Below are 16,484 nucleotides of genomic sequence, written 5' to 3'. Positions count from 1 at the left end.
GTGGATCGCATCCTCGTGACCGGCGGGGCCGGATTCATCGGCTCCAACTTCGTCCACCACGTCGTCAGCCAGACCGACGCCGTGGTCACGGTTCTCGACAAGCTGACCTACGCCGCGAGCCGCGAATCCATCGCCGGTCTGCCCGAGGAACGGGTCCGCCTCGTCGTCGGCGACATCACCGACGCCGCACTGGTCGAGCCGCTCGTCGCGGAGCACGACGCCGTCGTCCACTACGCCGCGGAGTCCCACAACGACAACTCGCTCAACGATCCCTCGCCGTTCATCCAGACCAACCTGATCGGCACCTTCACGCTGCTCGAGGCGGTCCGCAAGGCGGACGTCCGCTTCCACCACGTCTCCACCGACGAGGTGTACGGAGACCTGGAGCTGGACGACCCGAAGAAGTTCACCGAGGACACGCCCTACCAGCCGTCGTCGCCGTACTCCGCCTCCAAGGCCGGGTCCGACCACCTGGTGCGTGCCTGGGTCCGCAGCTTCGGTGTGCGGGCGACGATCTCGAACTGCTCGAACAACTACGGGCCGTGGCAGCACATCGAGAAGTTCATCCCGCGCCAGATCACCGAGGTCATCGACGGTCGCCGCCCCAAGCTCTACGGGTCCGGCGAGAACGTCCGCGACTGGATCCACACCGAGGACCACTCCTCGGCGGTGCTGACCATCCTCCAGCGGGGCAGGATCGGCGAGACCTACCTGATCGGCGCCGAGGGCGAGAAGTCCAACCTCGAGGTCGTGCGACTCATCCTCTCGCTGATGGGCCGCGACGCCGACGACTTCGAGCACGTCACCGATCGGGCAGGCCACGACCTGCGCTACGCGATCGACGCGGGCAAGCTCCGAACCGAGCTGGGCTGGGTGCCGCAGTACGCCGACTTCGAGGCCGGCCTCGAACTGACCGTGCGTTGGTACCAGGACCACGAGGACTGGTGGCGACCTCACAAGGACGCGACCGAAGCGTCGTACGCCACAAAGGGCCAATGACCGCCCGGGGTTCCACCCACCTCGACGATCCCACGTCCTAGGCTGGGAACCCCCACCTGAAGTCGGAGACGAAGTGTTCGCGCTCGCCTGTCACACCCAGAACTACGACTGGGGCTCCGCCGACGCCATCCCCGTCTTCCAGCGACGCCTCGGCTCCGGTGACCCCGTCGCCGAGGTCTGGATGGGAACGCACCCCTTGGGCACCGCCCGCGTCATCGACACCGAGGGCGTCGAGCGGCCGCTGACCGAGGTGGCCGGTGACCTCGGATTCATGCTGAAGGTCCTCGCGGCGGACCGGCCGCTCTCGATCCAGGTGCACCCGAACAGCGCGCGCGCCCAGGCCGGCTTCGCTGCCGAGGAGGCCGCAGGCATCCCCCTGGATGGCCCCCGGCGCGTGTTCAAGGACCCGCGCCCCAAGCCGGAGATGGTCTACGCCCTCTCCACCTTCGACACCCTCGTCGGCCTGCGCCGCACGTCCGAGATCGTGCGGGTGCTGCGCGCCCTGGAGCACCCGCTCACCAAGGAGCTGACCGAGAGCCTGCTGGACGACCCCGGCTTCGCCGGCATCATCCGGCTGATCGAGGGCCTGGTGACCAACCCGCCGTCCGCCGAGGTGGTGGGCGAGGTCGTGGCCGAGTGCCAGCGCGCCCTCGACAACGGACTCGACATCAAGCGGGCCTACGCCACCGCGGTCGAGCTCGCGCTCACCTCGCCCGGCGACGTCGGCGTCCTCATCGCGCTGCTGATGAACCGGTTGACACTGCAGCCCGGCGAGGCCGCCTACCTCGCCACCGGCATCATCCACGCGCACCTGAAGGGGCTCTGCCTGGAGGTGATGGTCGCCTCCGACAACGTCCTGCGGGCCGGCCTGACGACCAAGCACATCGACGCCGAGGGCCTGGTCCAGTGCCTCGAGGAAGGCACGTCCCGCGCCGCCCGGGTCGAGCCGCAGGTCGTGAACTACTCGACCGACGTGTTCATCCCCGGCCATGAGTTCGCGCTCTCGGTCACCCAGAGCTCACCCGCCGACCCCGCGGGCGTCGTGCTCCCTGCGGCCGGCGCACGTCTCCTCATCTGCACCGATGGTGCCGTCGCGGTCGTCAACACGCGCGGCGACATCCTCCGCCTCGAGCGCGGCGATGCGGCGTACGCCGAGGCGGCCGACGGCGCGCTCCGGGTGCTGGGCACCGGCGAGGTCGCCCAGGCGTTCGTGCCGAGCGACGGCGAGACCGGCCAGCTGTTCGACCTGCTGTGATCCTGGATTGGCCGAGCGGTTACCTGCGGCGCAGCCCGGCGAGCGCAGGTCGTACGTCGGCGAGGTAGACCAGTGCCGCGACGGTCATGGCGAGGTTCACGATCGAGAGGTTGATCGGCACCACCTGCAGCAGGACCCCGACACCGAGGATCGCGGTCCAGGTCGGCTTGGTGAGCTTGTCGGCCGCGACGTAGGACTCGCCGGAGTACAGCAGCGCGCTGACGAACGCGAAGATCTTGATCACCAGCAGCGCAAAGGCGATACCGATGTTGATCCAGACCTCGACGTCGCTGATGGCGCCTACGAATCCCCCACTCATGATGTCGCGATCCTAGCCGTCCCCCCGAAAACGACCACGACCCCGAAGCTCTCGCTTCGGGGTCGTGGTGAAAGTGGAGCGTCAGCTCACTTGGCAGCAGCCTTCTTGGCCGGAGCCTTCTTGGCGGCAGCCTTCTTCGCGGGAGCCTTCTTGGCGGCCGGCTTGGTCGCCGGAGCCTTCTTCGCGGCGGGCTTCGGGGTCGACTTGCGGAGCTTCACGACGACGCTCTCGCCGCGCTTGGCGAGGTCGGCGTACAGGGCGGTCGCGGTGGCGACGTTCTCGTCGACCTTCACCTTGACGGTGCCCTGGACCTTGGCCGGGAGGGCCTTGGCGTCGGCCTGGAGCTCGGCGAACTTCGCCTCGGCCTGGCTCTTGCGGTCAGCGAAGGTGCTGGTGGCGCGGTCCTGGAGGGTCTTCGCCTCGGGCAGCTCGAAGCCCTTGACGGTGCTCTGGACGTCAGCAACCCGAGCGGTCACCTTGGCCTGGACGTCGGCGACGTAGCCCTTGACCTTCTCGACGGCGAGGTCGGTCGCGCCGACACCGGCGTAGATCGGCTTCTGCGCGGCCTCGGGGACCTCGGGGAGGTCGATGGACTTGATGTCGATCGTGGGGATCTCGATCTTCGGGAGCTCGAACTTCGGCATTGCATTCACCCTTCGTTGGTGACGTTGTTGGGAATTTCCTGGGCAGCGATCGGTGCTTCGGCGGCGTCCGAGGGAGCTTCGGCCGCATTCAGCGCGAGGAAGGATGCATAGACGTCCAGCAGCGACTGCTTCTGGCGCTCGCTGAGGACGGTGTCGCCGAGGATGGCGAGTTCCACCGACCCGGCAAGGCCGTCCTCCGGGTTCAGGATTCCGGCCCGGATGTACAGCTGCTCTGCGGAGATCCGCAGCGCCTTGGCGATCTGCTGGAGCACCTCGGCGGACGGCTTGCGCAGCCCGCGCTCGATCTGGCTCAGGTACGGGTTGGAGACGCCGGCCTGGTCCGCGAGCTGCCTCAGCGAGAGCCGCGACGAGAGCCGCTGCTCCTTGAGGTAGTCGCCGAGGGAGCCGACGGTCTTCCCGACCTTGCCTTTTGCCATGTGCCCATAGTGCTAGCAATAGTTAGCAAACTGCAAGCACGCGGGACGTGAACTCCTTCACACTCGTTTCCCGAGCAACTCACTCAACTCTGTACGATCGCGGTTGTGTCGAGCCCGCCCGTTCCCCAGCACTGCCCCACGCCACGGGAGCTCGACGACCTCGAGCTGCTGACGTCCGGCGCCGCAGGTCCGATCGTCGGCTTCAACGAACCGGGCAGCCCGATCACGCTGGACCTGCCGGAAGCGCTGGCCCTCCACCTCGACGAAGGACACGAGGTCGAGCTCGTCGACCCCGAGGGCCTGCCCCTGGCCCGGATCGCCCAGACCCTGCGCGGCCTCAGCGTGACGCCCCTTGCCCACGCCCAGTTCGGCCCGTTCCGGCGGCTCTACCTGACGCCGGACCTCGCCCGCCTGACGTACGCCGGCCGGACCGTGGTGCCGGTGACCGACCTGGTCACCGACGCCCAGTTCGAGCAGCTGCGGACCCTCGGGCCGGTGCTGCTCGTCGCGCTCGTCGGCCGTGGCAGCACCGCGATCAACCCGGTCACGCTGCTGCGTGCCACCACCGAGGTCGCCGGCCTCATCGACGGCGCCGTGGTCGCCGTACCCCTCACCGTGCACGACACCGACGCCGACGCGGCGCTGCGCAGTTCGGTGCTGGCGGCGTACGCCGGCGCCGACCCCCTCGTCGAGCTCGTCCCGGGCGGCGCACCGCTGCCCGCCCTGGCCGAGATCAATGCCCAGGCCCACCCGGCCCCCGCCGAGCAGGGCCTGGTGCTCTTCTTCACCGGCCTCTCGGGCAGCGGCAAGTCGACGCTGGCCCAGGCGCTGATGGACCGCCTGCTGGAGCAGGGCCACCGATCGCTGACCAGCCTCGACGGCGACGTCGTCCGCCGCAACCTGTCGGCCGGCCTGACCTTCTCGAAGGCGGACCGCGAGACCAACATCCGCCGGATCGGCTGGGTCGCTGCCGAGATCGCCCGCCACGGAGGCGTCGCGGTCTGCAGCCCGATCGCGCCGTTCGACGAGACCCGCCAGCAGGTCCGCGCCATGGTCGAGGACGCCGGCGGTGCCTTCTTCCTCGTCCACGTCGCCACCCCGCTCGAGGAGTGCGAACGACGCGACCGCAAGGGGCTCTACGCCAAGGCCCGGCGCGGGGAGATCCCCGAGTTCACCGGCATCTCCTCCCCCTACGAGGAGCCCACCGACGCCGACGTCCGCGTCGACACGACCGGTCGCAGCATCGAGGAGGCCCTCGAGGACGTCACCCTCGCGCTGCGCGAGGCCGGGTACCTCGACGTCCGTCTCGACACTGCCGACCTGGTCGGATCCGGGTTCGCCACCACTGGCGCCTCCACCCCGTCGACCGAGCCCACCGCTCGTTCGAAGAGGGGACGGACGACCACCTCGACCACCAGCGCGGGTCCTGCCGAGAAGCCCCTCCGCGTCCTGTTCGTCTGTACGGCGAACATCTGCCGGTCGCCGTACATGGAGCTGCGGGCGCGATCGCTCCTGGGCCCCTCGACGCAGGTGGAGTTCATCAGCGCCGGCACGCACGGGTTCCGCGCGCACGAGGTGGATCGGACGATGGCCACCGTACTGACCGACCGCGGCGTCGGCCCGGACCTGCTCGCCGGCTTCGTGAGCCAGCCCTTGACGCGGGAGCTGATCGCCCAGGCGGACCTGGTCCTCACCGCGGAGTCCTCGCACCGGGCATTCGTGCTCGAGGAGGCTCCCGAGGCCTTCCGCAAGGCCTTCACCCTCGGCCAGTTCGCGGAGTCGATCGACCGGGTCGGTGCCTCGTTGACCGGAGCAGCACTGGTGACCGCGGTGGGCCACCGGCGGGCCGGAGCCGTCGACGCCCACGACATCCGCGACCCCTACCGACGCGGACGGGCCGCCGCCGAGGCATCGGCCGACCAGATCGACTCCCTCCTCCAGGCCGTGCTCCCCCGCCTGACCAGTGCCACGACAGGAAACAAATGAGCGAGTGGATCACCCTGACGGCCCTCTCGATCATGGTCGCCGGGTTCCTCGTCGGCATCGTGGTGGGACTGACCGGCATGGGTGGCGGCGCCCTGATGACGCCCGCGCTGATCTTCCTCGGCGTCGGCCACACCTCCGCGATCGTGACCGCCGACCTCACCGCGGCAGCGATCTACAAGACCGGCGGCGCGATCACCCATGCCCGCGAGGGATCGCCGAACTTCCGGCTGGCCGGCTGGTTGATCGCCGGTTCGGTGCCGATGGCGTTCGTGGGGCCGTACCTCGCGAGCGCGCTCACCGATGATCCGGAGCAGCTCGAGAAGACGCTCAAGCTCTGCATCGGCATCGCGCTGCTGTTCGCCGCGTCGACGTACGCGCTCCGGATCTACATCAACCTCCGGCGGGTGGAACGCGGCGGCGTCCAGCCCGACGACGATCCGCGCATCCGTCCGCTCCCGACGCTGCTGGTCGGGATGCTCGGCGGGCTGCTCGTCGGCGTGACCAGCGTCGGCTCGGGATCGGTCATCATGATCGCCCTGCTCATGATGTACCCCGGGCTGTCGGCCCTCCGGCTCGTCGGCACCGACCTCGTGCAGGCGGTCCCGCTGGTCCTCAGCGCCGCCCTGGCCAACATCGCGATCCATGGCCTGGACTGGGCCCTGCTGATCCCGCTGGTGATGGGCTCGGTCCCAGGCACGTTGCTCGGGTCCCGGCTCGCGCCGCGGGTGCCTCAGTCGTTCATCCGGCGCGGCATCGTGATCGTCCTGACCATGTCCGGCGTCGCCCTGCTCTTCAAGGCCGGCCTGCACCCGTTCGGCGAGGGCCACGAGACGCTCGAGGCCATGCTGGTCGGGGGCATCGGCCTGGCCATGCTGGTCCTGGTGCCGCTCGTCTGGGGCATGATCCGCAAGCGGCACGGCATGCCGATGTTCGGCGCACCGACGGTCGCCGAGATCGAGGCGCTCCGTCCCGGGGACAAGGCGCCGGAACCCGCCTGACCCGGGTCAGCGCGTGACGGGTGACAGCGGGAGAGGGTCGCCCTCGAAGTGGAACGGCTGCGCAGCGGCAGCGTGGGCAAGTCCAAAGGTCACCGCGGCCGCGGCAGCGACCCAGACGGCTCCGACACCCAACAACATCTCCATGGCTGACCACCTCTCTCCTCCAAGGTAGCCCGCGGTTCCGAACGAACCCATCAGCCGATCGGTGCGTCCCGGGATGGTTCTTTCGCACTAGGTCGGGCGGGACCCGGTCAGTCGCGCCCGTAGATGTCCCTCGTGTAGACCTTGGCGGCCACGTCGTCGAGCAGCTCGCACCGCCGGTTGGTGATGATCACGTCGGCCTTCGCCTTGAACTCGTCGAGGTCACCGATGACCTTGGAGTTGAAGAACCGCTTCTGGTCGAGCTCCGGCTCGAACACGATCACCTTCACGCCGCGCGCCTTGATCCGCTTCATCACGCCCTGGACCGCGGACTCGCGGAAGTTGTCGGAGCCCGCCTTCATGGTCAACCGGTAGATGCCGACGACCTTCGGGTCGCGGCGCAGGACGTCGTCGGCGATGAACTCCTTGCGGGTGGTGTTCGCCTCGACGATGGCACTGATCAGGTTCTGCGGCACCGACTGGTAGTTCGCCTGGAGCTGCCGCGTGTCCTTGGGCAGGCAGTAGCCGCCGTACCCGAAGGACGGGTTGTTGTAGTGCCCGCCGATCCGCGGGTCGAGGCCGACGCCCTCGATGATCTGGCTCGTCGCGAGCCCGTGGGTCGCGGCGTAGGTGTCGAGCTCGTTGAAGTACGCGACACGCAGCGCGAGATAGGTGTTGGCGAAGAGCTTGATCGCCTCGGCCTCGGTCGACCCCGTGAACAACACGGGCACGTCCTCGTCGAGCGCGGCCTGCACCAGCAGCTTGGCGAACAGCCGACCGGGCTCGGTGTCCGAACCGATCACGATCCGCGACGGGTGGAGGTTGTCGTGGAGCGCCCTGCCTTCGCGCAGGAACTCGGGGCTGAACAGGATGGAGGCACCGGGGTGCTGGTCGCGAAGCGTGTTCGTGTACCCGACCGGCACCGTCGACTTGATGACGATCGTCGCCGCGGGGTTCGCGGCGAGCGCATCGGCCGTGACCTTCTCGACGGTGCTCGTGTCGAAGTAGTTGGTCTCGGGGTCATAGTTCGTCGGCGTCGCCACGACGACGTACGACGCATCGGCGTACGCCGCCGTGCGGTCGCGCGTCGCGCGCAGTGACAGGCCGCCCCGGGCGAGGTACTCCTCGAGCTCGAGGTCGACGATGGGCGAGCGCCCCTCGTTGACTGCCGTCACCCGGGCCGCATCGACGTCGAGGACCGTGACGTCGTTGAACCGGGACAGCAGCACCGCATTGGAGAGTCCGACGTAGCCGGCTCCGACCACAGTGATCTTCATGCTTCCGACGGTGAGCGGCTCCCCTGAACGACCGTGTACGTCGACGTGAAGGGCACGTGGCGGCCAGACACACGCTCGGCGGCACCTCGGCGGCACCTCGGCGGCCTCAGCGGCGGGGCCCCGACTGGTCCCACTCCCACAGGCACGAGATCGGCAGGCCCCACATGCCCGGCCGCTGCTGGTGGCCGCGGGGCGCCGTGTTGAGCACGATCCCGCCACGGAAGCGGGATCCGGCGCGGGCGGCGAGCGCCTCGAGGGCATCGAACTGGTGCGGCCGGAAGCTGCTCGCGGTGCGCACCTCGATGCCGTAGACGCTGTTGTCGGGGAGCTCGATGACCAGGTCGACCTCGAGTCCGTTGCGCTCGCGCAGGTGGCTCACCCGGTGCTCGACGGCGCTCCCCGGCTGCTGGCGGAGCAGCTCGGCCGCGACGATGCCCTCCAGGAACGGAGCCAGCCGGCTGCGGCCCTGGAACGCGAGAAGGTCCTCCGCCGGCACCCCGGCGACGTGGCGTGCGACGGCCGGGTCCTCGAACACCACCCGCGGGCGGCCGATCGCACGCTTCGCGACCGGGGAGCGACAGCCCGGCACCAGGCGGACCAGGCCGAGCTCGACGAGGACGTCGACGTACGGCGAGAGGGTGGTCGCCGGGATCCCGGCAGCGGCCGCCACCCGGGCCTTGTTGAGCTCCGCGGACGGCGGATCGGCGAGGGCCGAGACCAGGGCCAGCACCCGGGCCGGATCCACCCGACGCAGCGACCGCGCCCGGCGGTGGGCGAGGCGGTGGAGGTCACGCGAGATGCCGTCGCGCGGGGCCAGCAGGTCGACGTACTCCGCGACGCCCCAGCGGGACCGGACCTCGCCGGGGACCGAGGCCCGGGAGCCCAGACGGGCGAGGAAATCGGCGGCCACGGCCCGGAGTCTAGAAGACTTCCGCCTCAAACTCGTAGATTTGTCTACGGCAAGGTCGTTGATGTCTCGCTGACAGGCGCTGCATGGCACGATGCGCGGGTGACTCAGACACGTACCGACTACCGCCTGAGCCAGCTGGACCAGCTGGAGGCCGAGTCGATCCACATCTTCCGCGAGGTCGCGGCCGAGTTCGAGAAGCCGGTTCTGATGTTCTCGGGCGGCAAGGACTCCATCGTGATGCTCCGCCTGGCAGAGAAGGCGTTCTTCCCGGCGAAGATCCCCTTCTCCATCCTGCAGGTCGACACCGGCCTGGACTTCCCCGAGGTCATGGAGACCCGGGACCGCTGGGTCAGCCGGCTCGGCGTGAACCTCGTGGTGGCGAGCATCGACGACGCCATCAAGAACGGGATCATCCCCGACGCCGCGAAGATCAGCCGCAACCGGCTCCAGATCCCGACCCTGCTCAACGCGATCGAGGAGAACGGCTTCACCGCCGCCTTCGGTGGCGGCCGGCGTGACGAGGAGAAGGCCCGCGCCAAGGAGCGCGTCTACTCCCACCGCGACGAGTTCGGCCAGTGGGACCCGAAGATGCAGCGCCCCGAGCTGTGGAGCCTCTACAACGGCCGCCTCCACGAGGGCGAGCACATGCGGATCTTCCCGATCTCGAACTGGACCGAGCTGGACGTGTGGGACTACATCGGTCGCGAGGAGATCGAGATCCCCAACATCTACTTCAGCCACCAGCGTCGGGTGTTCCAGCGCGACGGCATGTTGATGAGCGAGACCCCGCTCAACCCGCTGCGGGACGGCGAGGTCGTCGAGGAGCGCACGGTCCGCTTCCGGACCTGCGGCGACATCACGCTCACCGGCTGCGTGGAGAGCACTGCCTCCACGATCGCCGAGATCATCGACGAGGTCGCCGTGGCCAGGAAGACCGAGCGCGGCGCCACCCGTGGCGACGACCGGTTCTCCGAGGCAGCCATGGAAGACCGCAAGAAGGAAGGCTACTTCTGATGGGCATCGACACCACGCGGGACACCACGCACCGCATGGACCTGCTGCGCTTCGCCACGGCCGGTTCGGTGGACGACGGGAAGTCGACCCTCATCGGGCGCCTCCTGCTCGACTCGAAGGCGATCTTCGAGGACCAACTCGAGGCCGTCGAGGCCACGTCGCAGTCCAAGGGCTACGACTACACCGACCTGGCGCTGCTGACCGACGGCCTGCGTTCCGAGCGCGAGCAGGGCATCACGATCGATGTCGCCTACCGCTACTTCGCGACGCCGAACCGCAAGTTCATCATCGCCGACACCCCGGGCCACGTGCAGTACACCCGCAACATGGTCACCGGCGCCTCGACCGCCGACCTCGGCCTGGTGCTCGTCGACGCCCGCCAGGGCCTGACCGAGCAGTCCCGGCGCCACGCGGTGATCCTGTCGCTGCTCCGGGTCCCGCACCTGGTGCTCGCGGTCAACAAGATGGACCTCGTCGGCTACGACCAGAAGGTGTACGACGACATCTACCGCGAGTTCACGCAGTTCGCGACCAAGCTGAACGTGCCGGACCTCGAGGTCATCCCGATCTCCGCGCTCTCCGGCGACAACGTCGTGCACCGCTCGGAGAACATGCCGTGGTACTCCGGTCCCACGCTGATGCACCACCTCGAGCACGTGCACGTCGCCTCGGACCGCGACCTGATCGACGCCCGCTTCCCGGTGCAGTACGTCATCCGGCCCAAGTCCGACGAGTTCCACGACTACCGCGGCTACGCCGGACAGGTCGCCGGCGGCGTCCTGAAGCCCGGTGACGAGGTCGTCGTACTCCCGTCGGGCATGACGTCGAAGATCTCGAAGATCGACCTCTTCGACGAGGACATCGCCGAGGCGTTCCCGCCGATGAGCGTGACCGTGCACCTCGAGGACGACGTCGACGTCTCGCGCGGCGACATGATCGCCCGCGTGAAGAACGCGCCGACGCCGACCCAGGACATCGACGCGATGATCTGCTGGATGACGAATGCGCCGCTGCAGCCGCGTCAGAAGCTGGCGATCAAGCACACGACGCGCACGGGCCGCGCCCTGGTGAAGGACATCCAGTACCGCCTGGACGTCAACACCCTGCACCGCGACCTGGAGACCAAGGAGCTCGGCGTCAACGAGATCGGTCGCGTCACGCTGCGCACGACGGTGCCGCTGCTCGTCGACCCGTACTCGAAGAACCGCACCACCGGCTCCTTCATCCTGATCGACGAGGCGACCGGCATCACCGTCGGCGCCGGCATGATCAACGGCTGACGACGAGGCACTTCCTGCGCCTGTTGGGGGTTGCAACCCCCGACCGGCGCAGGAATCCCCGGGCGCCCGGGGATTCCTGCACCACCGTCAGCGCTGCGGACGGAAGTGCAGCCCGACCTCGGGGTCGACGAGGACCTCCTGCGAGGCCTGGAGGCCGTCGACCTCCAGTTGCGCGGCGATGTCGGTGTTGCGCTTGAGGAGCGCCAGGGCGATGGGCCCCAGCTCGTGGTGGCGGGCCGAGGTGCCCACGGTCCCGATCACGCGGCCACCCTCCGCCGGGACGATGTCGGCGCCCGGCTCGGGCAGCCGGTTCTCCGAACCGTCCAGGTGCAGCAGGGTCAGGCGGCGCGGGGGACGCCCGAGGTTGTGCACGCGCGCGACCGTCTCCTGCCCGCGATAGCAGCCCTTGTCCATGTGGACGGCCGACCACGGCTCGTCGCTCGCCAGCCAGCCGACCTCGTTCGGGATGGTGCGATCGTCGGTGTCGAGGCCGAAGCGCGGCTCACCCCGCTCGATCCGCAACGCCTCGAAGGCCCAGAAGCCCGCAGCCGGCCCCGCCGCTTCGGCGTACGACGCCAGCTGCTCCCGCGGCACGAGGTCGTACTTGCCGGACGGCCGCCACGCCACGGCGAGGTCGGACGTCAGGTCGCTGATCTCGACGCGGCTCATGAACTTCATCCGCTCGAGGTGCGCGACCAGTGCGGCCGCTCGCCCGGGCTCGGTGTGCGCCGTGAACGCCTCGCCGTCGTCGACCCCGGCGAAGGCGTGCTCCACGTGGCCCTGCGGGCTCAGCACGAGGGCGTTGATCCAGCGGCCCGGCTCGAGGCCCTCGAAGAACTGGGTGGTGAGGGCGTGCAGCCAGGTCAGGCGGTCCGGGCCACTGATGCGCAGGACGTCGCGGTGCGACAGGTCGACGAAGCCCTCACCGGCAGCGAGCGCGCGCTGTTCGCCGAACAGGCTGCCGTAGTGGGCTGCGACGCCGGCATCGATGCCGTTGCCGGCCACGGCACCCGGAAGGGCGAGGAGCGGGCTGGCGGGGGCGGGTGGGCCGCTGGCGGCAGTCATGTGAGATCCCTGTAGTGCTCGAGGAGGCGGGTGAGCGTGCCCAGCGCCGTCTGCATCTCCTCGATGTGGATCGGGTCGAGGGTGCGCAGCATTTCCTTGATGTCCGTGCTGGACACGCCGGAGGTGCGGGGCAGGTACTTCACTTCACAAACGTCGGCGAGGTCGTCGAACTTCCCGGCCCAGTCATCGCCCATCACGAAGACGTCGACACCGTGCTCGACGATGTCGTCGCGCTTCTGTTCCCACGAGCCCTCCGGGATCACCAGGTCCACGCCCCGGATCGCGCCGACGATGGCCGCGCGGTCGTCGTACGACACGACCGACTTCTTGCCCTTGCCTGCGTTGAACTCATCGGTGGAGACCCCGACGATGAGCCGGTCCCCCAGCGCAGCCAGCCGCTCGATGAGGCGCAGGTGGCCGATGTGGAACAGGTCGAACGTGCCGTAGGTCAGCACGGTCCGTGGGGCGGTCATCGGGACTCTCCTTCGCAGGTGGCACAGCGGCCGAAGACAGTGAGGTGCCCGAGGTCGGGGGTGAAGCCGCGTGCGGCGAGGACCTCCACGAACGGTGCCGCCTCGGCGGTGTCGATCGACGTGACGCCCTGGCAGTTCCGGCAGACCAGGTGGAAGTGCTCGTGGCCCCGGGTCGAGTGGTACGTCGGTGCCCGGTCGGAAAGGTGCGCGTGGCGGACCAGGCCGATCTCCTCCAGCACCTCGAGGGTGCGATAGACGGTGGAGGCGTTCACGGCACTGGCCGTCACCTGGACCCGGGCAAGCACCTCGTCGGGCGTCGCGTGGCCGAGCTCGTCGACAGCGGCCAGGATCAGCTCGCGTTGCGGGGTGAGGCGGTAGCCACGGTCACGGAGGGCGGAGCGCCAGTCCTGGTCTCGAGACGGTTGCTGCGCAACCTCCTCGACCACCGTGGCCTGCTTCGTGGCGTCCTCGACCCTCGGTGGCTGATCAGGCACGCTGGAGCCTCGCCCAGAGGTGGGGCTGCAGGGCCTGGCCCATCGCGGCCATGTCGAACGCGTAGAGCAGGTCGCCTTCGACGTTGCCGTAGAGGCGCCGACCGGCGGAGTACTCCTTCGCGGTCTCGGTGCGGGCCACGGCGTCGGTGACCATCTCGAACTTGCCGTTGCTCGCCTCGGCCGTCCAGATCTCCGCGATCCCCGTGTTGTGGGTCAGCAGAACCTCGAACTTGCCGTCGCCGACCGCGCGGATGAAGCCGGTCTCGATGGCCGCATCGCGCACCTTCTCCCCTGCCTCGTCGATGATCCAGGCGCGCGCCATGTAGTGGAAGAACGGGCGGCCGTCGTGGGTGAAGATCAGTTCCTGGCCGAACTCGAACTTCTCGATCGTCGGGTAGTCGCCGTGGCCGTTGCCGCGCCAGGTGCCGAGCATCCACGCGATGGGACCACAGTTGGGGTGCAGGTTCTCGGGAAGTTCGAAGGCCACGGCGTCAGTCTAGGTGCGCGGGCTCGGGGCCCTGAACGGACGGGAAGGTCTCTAGGCTGGTCCCCATGGCACGCGAGCTGGTTGTGAAGGTCACCTGTGGCGTAGATGAGCCCGAACGGTGCAACCAGGGCTTCACGGTTGCGGCGACCGCGGCCGCGTCCGGGGTCCCCGTGTCGCTGTGGCTGACCGGCGAGGCCGCGTGGCTGGCGGTGCCGGGCCGCGCCGCCGAGCTCGACCTGCCGCTCGCCACCCCGATCGCCGACCTGCTCGACGCCGTGCTCGCCACCGGCACCGTCACGGTGTGCGCGCAGTGCGCCGCACGCCGGTCGCTCGGCGTCGAGGACCTGGTCGAGGGCGTCCGGATCGCCGGGGCCCCGGTCTTCGTCGAGGAAGCGATCCGGGACGGCGCACAGGCGCTGGTCTACTGATCGACGTGCCCGCCTATGCTTCGCGCGTGGCGCGTCTCCCTGCTCTCGTGCTGGCTCTCGGTCTCGCCGGAGCCAGCCTCTCGGCCTGCGGCCCCGACGAAGGCAACGACGACCTCGACGACCCGGTGCGGAAGTACGTCGCCATCGGCGACTCCTACACGGCTGCGCCCGGCATCGGCAGCACCGACGTCGACGACGGCTGTCTGCGGTCGGCGAACAACTACCCCCGCCTGGTCGCGGCGAAGCTCGAGCTCAACCTGAGCGACGCGAGCTGCTCGGGCGCGACCTCGGACGCGGTCGAGGGGAGCCAGACGAACGGCGTGGGCAACCTCGAGCCGCAGATCAGCACCGTCGACGACGACACCGACGTCATCACCGTGGGGATCGGCGCCAACGACTTCAACCTGATCGGCCGGATCGTGGTGGGCTGTCCGAACCTCGCCCGCCAGGACCCCGACGGACAGCCCTGCACCGATCTCGACGCGCTCACCGGGGCGAACCGCGTCGAGAGCCGCCTGGGCGAGGTGGAGGACCACCTCGTCGGGGTCATCGACGCCCTGAAGCAACGGGCACCCGACGCGCAGATCCTCGTCGTCGGCTACCCGCAGATCTTCCCTGCCACCAAGGGGTGCGAGGACCTCCCGTTCGCGAGCGGCGACATCGCCTTCGCCCGCTCCTTCAACATCGGCCTGAACGCTGCGCTGTCGTCGGCCGCGAAGGAGACCGACGTCGACTACGTCGACGTGTTCGCTGCGACCGAGGGCCACGACATCTGCGGCGAGGAACCCTGGATCGCGGGCCCGAAGGTGGACGGCAAGGGGCTCGCCTACCACCCCTACGCCCCTGAGCAGGAGCTCATCGCCCGCCTGGTGACCGACGCACTGAGCTGATGCGCGCCGTCCTGCAGCGGGTCTCCTCCGCCTCGGTCGTCGTCGACGGCGCGGTGGTCGGTGCGATCGACGTACCCGGCCTGCTCGTCTACCTCGGGGTCACGCATGGCGACGGGCCGGCCGAAGTTGCGTGGATGGCCCGCAAGATCGGCGATCTCCGCATCCTCGACGACGAGAAGTCGATCAGCGAGGTCGGCGCCCCCGTCCTGGTGGTCTCGCAGTTCACCCTGTACGGCGACGCCCGCAAGGGCCGCCGACCCACCTGGATCGCCGCAGCGCCGGGCGCCGTCAGCGAGCCGCTGTACGAGGCGGTGTGCGCAGCGCTCGAAGCCGCGGGCACGCACGTCGAGCGGGGTGTGTTCGGCGCCCACATGGAGGTGTCGTCCGTGAACGACGGGCCCTTCACCGTCGTCCTCGAGACGCCCTGAATCAGGCTGTACGACGGGTCAGGCGCAGGCCGAGCAGGTACATCTCGCAGCCGAGGCAGAACGCGAAGACCGCGTTGAGGAACGCGGCGATCACGGCGAACCCGGCGAAGACCTGACCGAGCAGCACGGCGCCGGTTGCGAACCCGACCGTCGCACCGACCGCGAACACCAGGCCGACGGCCTGGGCGAAACGCGGCGGAGTCGGGTCCTCGAGCTCGGTCGGCAACGAGAGCCGCGGCCGGATCACGCTCCGGAAGAACAGCCCGGTCGGCGTCCTCTGCACGCCGAGTCCGGCACCGATGGCGAAGAACACGGCCTGGACGCCCGTGATGATCGCGGCGACACCGGGCGCAGACTCCGAGAGCAGCAGTGCCACGGCGAAGATGACGAGGGTGACCGACGCGGTGAACCGCGGGCCGCGCGGGTCGATGCCCCGGACAGTCGTTCGGGTCTCGGTGCTGGTCATGAGGTCTCCCGGGAGCTGGCTGGAAGGGCGGCGAGCACCTGCTCGCGGCGGGGTGCGCCGGCGGCTCGGGTGAGTTCGTTGCCGTCAGCGTCGAGGATCAGGGTGGTCGGCGTACGACGGATGTCGAGGGCCCGGACGAGCGAGAGATGTTCCTCGGCGTCGATCTCCAGGTGGGCCACGCCGTCGTACCGGTCCGCGACGTCGGCGAGCACGACGCGGGTGGTGCGGCAGGGAGCGCAGAACGCACTGGAGAACTGCACGAGGGTGGCCTGCTCCCCCAGTTCGGCGGAGGGCAGCGCGGCGGCGACGGAGGACCACGCCGTGGCGTCGTCTCGAGACGGTTGCAGGGCAACCTCCTCGACCAGCGGTGACGTTCCTGCCTCGTCGACCGGGCCGAAGCGGCCGTCGACCCGGCGCCGGTGCAGGCCGAAGGCCACCGCCACGAGGACGGCGAGCACGAGGATCAGCAGACCGGGGTTCACAAGAGGCTCCA

21 protein-coding genes are annotated in these 16,484 nt (G+C 69.4%); 9 read left to right on the top strand and 12 right to left on the bottom strand.

Annotated elements, in window-relative coordinates; genetic code table 11:
• Nucleotides 1–999 carry a dTDP-glucose 4,6-dehydratase gene (rfbB, locus tag ACOADB_RS22265; RefSeq protein ID WP_378603761.1) on the top strand — a complete coding sequence of 333 codons (999 nt, stop codon included), beginning with the start codon at nucleotides 1–3 and terminating at the stop codon, nucleotides 997–999.
• Nucleotides 1,000–1,072: 73 nt separating this feature from the next.
• Entirely contained in the window at nucleotides 1,073–2,254 is a 1,182-nt protein-coding gene (gene manA, locus ACOADB_RS22260) for a mannose-6-phosphate isomerase, class I (RefSeq protein ID WP_378603758.1), read from the top strand.
• Nucleotides 2,255–2,273: 19 nt separating this feature from the next.
• On the opposite strand, the gene ACOADB_RS22255 is transcribed toward manA, so the two are convergent.
• The 3 genes from ACOADB_RS22255 to ACOADB_RS22245 all read right to left on the bottom strand — a co-directional run bounded on the left by ACOADB_RS22255 (nucleotide 2,274) and on the right by ACOADB_RS22245 (nucleotide 3,654).
• The gene (locus tag ACOADB_RS22255; protein WP_182377779.1) at nucleotides 2,274–2,573 is read right to left on the bottom strand and encodes a DUF2516 family protein; all 300 of its coding nucleotides are present in this window, start codon (nucleotides 2,571–2,573) and stop codon (nucleotides 2,274–2,276) included.
• Between the two features lie 86 nt (nucleotides 2,574–2,659).
• A complete protein-coding gene (locus tag ACOADB_RS22250) occupies nucleotides 2,660–3,217 on the bottom strand; it encodes a hypothetical protein (RefSeq protein WP_378603753.1) in 558 nt (185 codons plus the stop codon).
• A 5-nt stretch (nucleotides 3,218–3,222) separates the two neighbouring features.
• Entirely contained in the window at nucleotides 3,223–3,654 is a 432-nt protein-coding gene (locus ACOADB_RS22245; RefSeq protein ID WP_378603750.1) for a helix-turn-helix domain-containing protein, read from the bottom strand.
• A gap of 105 nt (nucleotides 3,655–3,759) precedes the next feature.
• Here ACOADB_RS22245 and cysC point away from each other — a divergent pair, with 105 nt between their 5' ends.
• Together cysC and ACOADB_RS22235 are read left to right on the top strand one after the other, a co-directional pair.
• Nucleotides 3,760–5,640 carry an adenylyl-sulfate kinase gene (cysC, locus tag ACOADB_RS22240; RefSeq protein ID WP_378603747.1) on the top strand — a complete coding sequence of 627 codons (1,881 nt, stop codon included), beginning with the start codon at nucleotides 3,760–3,762 and terminating at the stop codon, nucleotides 5,638–5,640.
• Nucleotides 5,637–6,638 carry a sulfite exporter TauE/SafE family protein gene (locus tag ACOADB_RS22235; protein WP_378603744.1) on the top strand — a complete coding sequence of 334 codons (1,002 nt, stop codon included), beginning with the start codon at nucleotides 5,637–5,639 and terminating at the stop codon, nucleotides 6,636–6,638. Before cysC ends, ACOADB_RS22235 begins: the two co-directional genes overlap by 4 nt.
• 6 nt (nucleotides 6,639–6,644) lie before the next feature.
• Here the strand turns inward: ACOADB_RS22235 and ACOADB_RS22230 are convergent, their stop codons facing one another.
• The 3 genes from ACOADB_RS22230 to ACOADB_RS22220 form a co-directional block, all read right to left on the bottom strand.
• On the bottom strand, nucleotides 6,645–6,782 hold the full coding sequence (locus ACOADB_RS22230) for a hypothetical protein (protein ID WP_378603741.1): 138 nt from the start codon (nucleotides 6,780–6,782) through the stop codon (nucleotides 6,645–6,647).
• Between the two features lie 107 nt (nucleotides 6,783–6,889).
• On the bottom strand, nucleotides 6,890–8,056 hold the full coding sequence (locus tag ACOADB_RS22225; RefSeq protein ID WP_378603738.1) for a nucleotide sugar dehydrogenase: 1,167 nt from the start codon (nucleotides 8,054–8,056) through the stop codon (nucleotides 6,890–6,892).
• A 106-nt stretch (nucleotides 8,057–8,162) separates the two neighbouring features.
• Nucleotides 8,163–8,966 (bottom strand): DUF4143 domain-containing protein, encoded by an 804-nt coding sequence (locus tag ACOADB_RS22220; RefSeq protein ID WP_378603736.1) that lies wholly within the window; start codon nucleotides 8,964–8,966, stop codon nucleotides 8,163–8,165.
• A gap of 99 nt (nucleotides 8,967–9,065) precedes the next feature.
• Here ACOADB_RS22220 and cysD point away from each other — a divergent pair, with 99 nt between their 5' ends.
• Together cysD and ACOADB_RS22210 are read left to right on the top strand one after the other, a co-directional pair.
• On the top strand, nucleotides 9,066–9,980 hold the full coding sequence (gene cysD / locus ACOADB_RS22215) for a sulfate adenylyltransferase subunit CysD (protein WP_378603734.1): 915 nt from the start codon (nucleotides 9,066–9,068) through the stop codon (nucleotides 9,978–9,980).
• A complete protein-coding gene (locus ACOADB_RS22210; protein WP_378603732.1) occupies nucleotides 9,980–11,260 on the top strand; it encodes a sulfate adenylyltransferase subunit 1 in 1,281 nt (426 codons plus the stop codon). The genes cysD and ACOADB_RS22210 overlap by 1 nt, the downstream gene beginning before the upstream one ends.
• Before the next feature lie 87 nt (nucleotides 11,261–11,347).
• Here ACOADB_RS22210 and ACOADB_RS22205 read toward each other — a convergent pair whose 3' ends face one another.
• Genes ACOADB_RS22205 through ACOADB_RS22190 form a run of 4 tightly spaced genes read right to left on the bottom strand, consistent with a single transcriptional unit; the run spans nucleotide 11,348 to nucleotide 13,779 of the window.
• Nucleotides 11,348–12,325 (bottom strand): YgfZ/GcvT domain-containing protein, encoded by a 978-nt coding sequence (locus tag ACOADB_RS22205; RefSeq protein WP_378603729.1) that lies wholly within the window; start codon nucleotides 12,323–12,325, stop codon nucleotides 11,348–11,350.
• Nucleotides 12,322–12,798 (bottom strand): adenylyltransferase/cytidyltransferase family protein, encoded by a 477-nt coding sequence (locus ACOADB_RS22200; protein WP_378603726.1) that lies wholly within the window; start codon nucleotides 12,796–12,798, stop codon nucleotides 12,322–12,324. The genes ACOADB_RS22205 and ACOADB_RS22200 overlap by 4 nt, the downstream gene beginning before the upstream one ends.
• Nucleotides 12,795–13,244, bottom strand: a complete 450-nt coding sequence (locus tag ACOADB_RS22195) for a Fur family transcriptional regulator (protein ID WP_420281186.1) — start codon at nucleotides 13,242–13,244, stop codon at nucleotides 12,795–12,797. Before ACOADB_RS22195 ends, ACOADB_RS22200 begins: the two co-directional genes overlap by 4 nt.
• A gap of 40 nt (nucleotides 13,245–13,284) precedes the next feature.
• Nucleotides 13,285–13,779, bottom strand: coding sequence for an FABP family protein (locus tag ACOADB_RS22190; RefSeq protein ID WP_378603720.1), 495 nt, complete (start codon nucleotides 13,777–13,779; stop codon nucleotides 13,285–13,287).
• 65 nt (nucleotides 13,780–13,844) lie between these two features.
• On the opposite strand from ACOADB_RS22190, the gene ACOADB_RS22185 reads away from it, so the two are divergent.
• Genes ACOADB_RS22185 through dtd form a run of 3 tightly spaced genes read left to right on the top strand, consistent with a single transcriptional unit; the run spans nucleotide 13,845 to nucleotide 15,525 of the window.
• Nucleotides 13,845–14,207, top strand: coding sequence for a DsrE family protein (locus ACOADB_RS22185; RefSeq protein WP_378603717.1), 363 nt, complete (start codon nucleotides 13,845–13,847; stop codon nucleotides 14,205–14,207).
• A gap of 26 nt (nucleotides 14,208–14,233) precedes the next feature.
• The gene (locus tag ACOADB_RS22180) at nucleotides 14,234–15,097 is read left to right on the top strand and encodes an SGNH/GDSL hydrolase family protein (protein ID WP_378603713.1); all 864 of its coding nucleotides are present in this window, start codon (nucleotides 14,234–14,236) and stop codon (nucleotides 15,095–15,097) included.
• Nucleotides 15,097–15,525, top strand: a complete 429-nt coding sequence (dtd, locus tag ACOADB_RS22175; RefSeq protein ID WP_378603710.1) for a D-aminoacyl-tRNA deacylase — start codon at nucleotides 15,097–15,099, stop codon at nucleotides 15,523–15,525. The genes ACOADB_RS22180 and dtd overlap by 1 nt, the downstream gene beginning before the upstream one ends.
• 1 nt (nucleotide 15,526) lies before the next feature.
• On the opposite strand, the gene ACOADB_RS22170 is transcribed toward dtd, so the two are convergent.
• Both ACOADB_RS22170 and ACOADB_RS22165 read right to left on the bottom strand, forming a co-directional pair.
• Nucleotides 15,527–15,991, bottom strand: coding sequence for a DUF4395 domain-containing protein (locus tag ACOADB_RS22170; RefSeq protein WP_378603701.1), 465 nt, complete (start codon nucleotides 15,989–15,991; stop codon nucleotides 15,527–15,529).
• The gene (locus tag ACOADB_RS22165; protein WP_378603698.1) at nucleotides 15,988–16,473 is read right to left on the bottom strand and encodes a TlpA family protein disulfide reductase; all 486 of its coding nucleotides are present in this window, start codon (nucleotides 16,471–16,473) and stop codon (nucleotides 15,988–15,990) included. The genes ACOADB_RS22170 and ACOADB_RS22165 overlap by 4 nt, the downstream gene beginning before the upstream one ends.
• Nucleotides 16,474–16,484 lie beyond the last annotated feature (11 nt).

The sequence above is a fragment of the Nocardioides sp. CPCC 206348 genome (assembly GCF_048654705.1).
In the GTDB taxonomy this organism is placed as follows: Bacteria; Actinomycetota; Actinomycetes; order Propionibacteriales; family Nocardioidaceae; genus Nocardioides.
Note: the sequence above shows the minus strand (reverse complement) of the source record. Positions and strands in the feature narration are given on the sequence as shown.

What these genes read in the sequence shown, in the direction of transcription:
- ACOADB_RS22255 (WP_182377779.1), bottom strand. Translation starts at nt 2,573, where the DNA reads ATGAGTGGGGGATTCGTAGGCGCCATCAGCGACGTCGAGGTCTGGATC.
- ACOADB_RS22250 (WP_378603753.1), bottom strand. Translation starts at nt 3,217, where the DNA reads ATGCCGAAGTTCGAGCTCCCGAAGATCGAGATCCCCACGATCGACATC.
- ACOADB_RS22245 (WP_378603750.1), bottom strand. Translation starts at nt 3,654, where the DNA reads ATGGCAAAAGGCAAGGTCGGGAAGACCGTCGGCTCCCTCGGCGACTAC.
- ACOADB_RS22235 (WP_378603744.1), top strand. Translation starts at nt 5,637, where the DNA reads ATGAGCGAGTGGATCACCCTGACGGCCCTCTCGATCATGGTCGCCGGG.
- ACOADB_RS22230 (WP_378603741.1), bottom strand. Translation starts at nt 6,782, where the DNA reads ATGGAGATGTTGTTGGGTGTCGGAGCCGTCTGGGTCGCTGCCGCGGCC.
- ACOADB_RS22225 (WP_378603738.1), bottom strand. Translation starts at nt 8,056, where the DNA reads ATGAAGATCACTGTGGTCGGAGCCGGCTACGTCGGACTCTCCAATGCG.
- ACOADB_RS22210 (WP_378603732.1), top strand. Translation starts at nt 9,980, where the DNA reads ATGGGCATCGACACCACGCGGGACACCACGCACCGCATGGACCTGCTG.
- ACOADB_RS22205 (WP_378603729.1), bottom strand. Translation starts at nt 12,325, where the DNA reads ATGACTGCCGCCAGCGGCCCACCCGCCCCCGCCAGCCCGCTCCTCGCC.
- ACOADB_RS22200 (WP_378603726.1), bottom strand. Translation starts at nt 12,798, where the DNA reads ATGACCGCCCCACGGACCGTGCTGACCTACGGCACGTTCGACCTGTTC.
- ACOADB_RS22185 (WP_378603717.1), top strand. Translation starts at nt 13,845, where the DNA reads ATGGCACGCGAGCTGGTTGTGAAGGTCACCTGTGGCGTAGATGAGCCC.
- dtd (WP_378603710.1), top strand. Translation starts at nt 15,097, where the DNA reads ATGCGCGCCGTCCTGCAGCGGGTCTCCTCCGCCTCGGTCGTCGTCGAC.
- ACOADB_RS22170 (WP_378603701.1), bottom strand. Translation starts at nt 15,991, where the DNA reads ATGACCAGCACCGAGACCCGAACGACTGTCCGGGGCATCGACCCGCGC.